The organism is Henriciella sp., assembly GCF_049649345.1.
In the GTDB taxonomy this organism is placed as follows: domain Bacteria; phylum Pseudomonadota; class Alphaproteobacteria; order Caulobacterales; family Hyphomonadaceae; genus Henriciella.
In genome coordinates, this window is sequence record NZ_JBARZC010000115.1 from 1 (window position 1) to 1922 (window position 1922).

The 1922-nt window shown below is 60.2% G+C and carries 2 protein-coding genes; one reads left to right on the plus strand and one right to left on the minus strand.

Annotated elements, in window-relative coordinates; translation table 11 throughout:
* Positions 1-1006, minus strand: a 1006-nt coding sequence (locus tag WA989_RS02880) for a PepSY-associated TM helix domain-containing protein (RefSeq protein ID WP_424339019.1), incomplete at its 3' end; no start/stop codon positions are given.
* Between the two features lie 251 nt (positions 1007-1257).
* On the opposite strand from WA989_RS02880, the gene WA989_RS02885 reads away from it, so the two are divergent.
* Positions 1258-1922, plus strand: a 665-nt coding sequence (locus WA989_RS02885) for a TonB-dependent receptor plug domain-containing protein (protein WP_424339020.1), incomplete at its 3' end; no start/stop codon positions are given.

The window sequence follows — 1922 nt, forward strand, 5'->3', positions numbered from 1 at the left end:
CAGTATAGGGGTTTACCTCGTGGACGTATGCGCCGCTCACAGCGTCGAAATAATAATAGATCGGCCCGAGGCCCTTATAGTTGAGCACGCCATTGTCGGTGAGGGTAACGCCGTAAATGTTCCAGCCCGGATTGTAGAGCATGGTCGCGGGTTGCCAGTTGACGCCGGGAGCGGCGCGTTCGGCTTCGGCAAGGCTGAGCGCGTCAGCGTAGGAGAGGGTCGGCGCGGCGCCATCGGGGAAGGGAAGGGGCCGGTCGAACAGGGACTTTTCAAGCGGTTCGACAGCGCTTGCGAGCGGCGCCCAGAATTCGAAGAAGAAGTTGAGCGCCACGGATGTAAACGCGACGATCACAACAAGGATGAACAGCCAGAGGCCGCTTGCCCTGTGCATATCGAGCATCTGACGCGCGACGCTGCGCTTTGGGCTGTAGGTCCAGGCCGACCACCATTTTTTGAGGAAAGGTCCGCGCTTGGGGAAGGTCAGATAGAAGCCGATCAGCGCGCTGAGCAGCCAGCCAATGGCGACAATGCCGAGGAAGATGCGCCCGACATCGCCGAGCAGCAGCTTCTCGTGAAAGATCAGGATAAGCGGCACGATCTGGCGGCCCGACAGGCCGGGGCCTGTGCTGCGTGTGCCGACGGCCTCGCCCGTAGCCGGGTTCAGAAAAACTTCGTCGAAACCGGGGGCCTCTGCGCCGGGTTTGGCGGCGACCTTGACCGGGATGTTCTCATCCTCGCCTGGATTGAGCGGGAACTCGACGACCTGAAGCTGCGGATTGTCGGCCTCATAGAGGGATACCGCCTCGACCACATTGATCCGCTCGGAGACCTGCCCTTCATAGCGAATAAGGTCGCCATTCACCCAATTATCGAGGGCGACGCGGAAGGTCAGGACCGAGCCGGTCACCGCTGCCAGAAACAGGAAGAGGGCCGTCAGGATGCCGAACCAGCGGTGCAGGAACAGCCAGACACTGGTCTTCGGAAGCTGGGCAGCTTTTTGAGCCATGGTGGAAATACACCCCTCCTGAGATTGAGCCGACATTAGAAGAGGCGCCGCGCAAGAGCCAACGCATGCCGGGTCGAAAAATGTCTCGAATGGGTCGCACTATTGCAAGTGAGAATTATTTGCAATAAGGCCGAAATGGCCAATTAGGAGAACTAACAGACCCGAAGCCGAAATACTTCGGCGGTGCTCTCCTGTTAATGTGGAAACGTTGCCGCACATGCGGCCTCGTATGAACCGAGAGGGGTACATCCATGAGACTGACCGCATCAAAACCTGCCCAACGCGCCAGCTGGAAAGCCGCGCTTCTGGCGACCAGTATTGGTCTGGCGTCTGCCGCCGCACCGGCGCTCGCGCAGGAGGCTGAGGACGCCGACAGCGTGCAGGATACGATCTATGTGATCGCGCCCGACTATGTCCCCGATGGCGGCGAGACGGCGAACAAGACCAACATCCCCCTGATCCAGACGCCGCAGTCTGTCTCGGTGATCACGCGCGACCAGATCGACCTTCTCAACTTCATCGATGCCCAGCAGGCAGTGCGCTACACGTCAGGCGTCTTCGGCGAGAATTACGGGCCGGATCTGCGCTTCGATTTCATCAAGGTGCGCGGCTTCACGCCGAAGGAATATATTGACGGGCTCGCCTCGCCGGTCACGACATCAATCGCGAGTGTCGGCCTTGATCTCTATGCGATGGAGAGCTTCGACGTGCTGAAAGGCCCGGCTTCGGCGCTGTATGGCAACTCGCCTCCAGGCGGTCTCTACAATCTGCGCCTGCGCCGCCCGCAGGATGAGGTCTCCGGCGAGATCTCGGCCAAATACGGCACCGATAATTACAAGCAGCTGGCCGGGACATTGACCGGGCCGCTCGGTGACAAGCTGAGCTTCAGCCTGACAGGCCTCTACCGTGACCGCGA